We start from the raw sequence: 685 nt of genomic DNA on the forward strand, positions 1-685 counted from the left end.
ACCGTCACGGTGTCCTTCGAGGAAGCGGACTCGCCATCTCCAAGCGTGTCGAAGTCGACCGTGACGCAGAAGGGGGTGCCAATCTCGTCCTGGCGGCGGTACAGCTTTCCGATGGCGCCAGTGTCGTCGTAGACGACCCGCATCGAGCCCGAGGACTGCAACTGGCGACGGATGCCCTTGGCCACGCCCACGATGCCCGGATGGTTCTTCTTCAGCGGGAGCACCGCCACCTTGATGGGCGCCAGGCGCGGCTTGAAGTGCAGCACCGTCCGGTAGAACTCGTCGACGACGGGGTCCACCTGCCCGCGGAGCTTCTTCGCGACCTCGATGCTCTCCGCGCCCGGCATGGAGAGCAGTCCGGTCATGGACGCGAGCCGCTCACCGAGCGCGCCGGCGATTCGCTCACCCTCGGCGAGGAGGGCGTTCTTCGCCTCCACCGGGAGCTTCTCGTTGCGACCAACGGACTTGAGGAAGGCGCCGAGCGCCTCCTCGACGGGCTTCAGGCGCTCCGCCGGAGCGGGCTTCACCTGCTCCTCGGCATACGCCTCGCTCAGCACCGCGAGCACGCCACGGTCGACGCCCGCGGACGGCTCGATGACGAACGGCACCACGTGCTGCTTCGTCTCGGGGTCGAAGTACGTGAGCTTCTCGGTGCTGTGGCCGTTGGGGGACACGCGCGCCTTCA

The 685-nt window shown here is 67.7% G+C and carries 1 pseudogene; it reads right to left on the reverse strand.

The window, feature by feature from the left end:
* Positions 1–275: pseudogene (locus D7Y04_RS46980) on the reverse strand (His/Gly/Thr/Pro-type tRNA ligase C-terminal domain-containing protein); the annotation flags it as partial.
* Positions 276–685: the final 410 nt, after the last annotated feature.

This window comes from Corallococcus sp. AB038B, from assembly GCF_003668955.1.
GTDB lineage: Bacteria > Myxococcota > Myxococcia > Myxococcales > Myxococcaceae > Corallococcus > Corallococcus exiguus.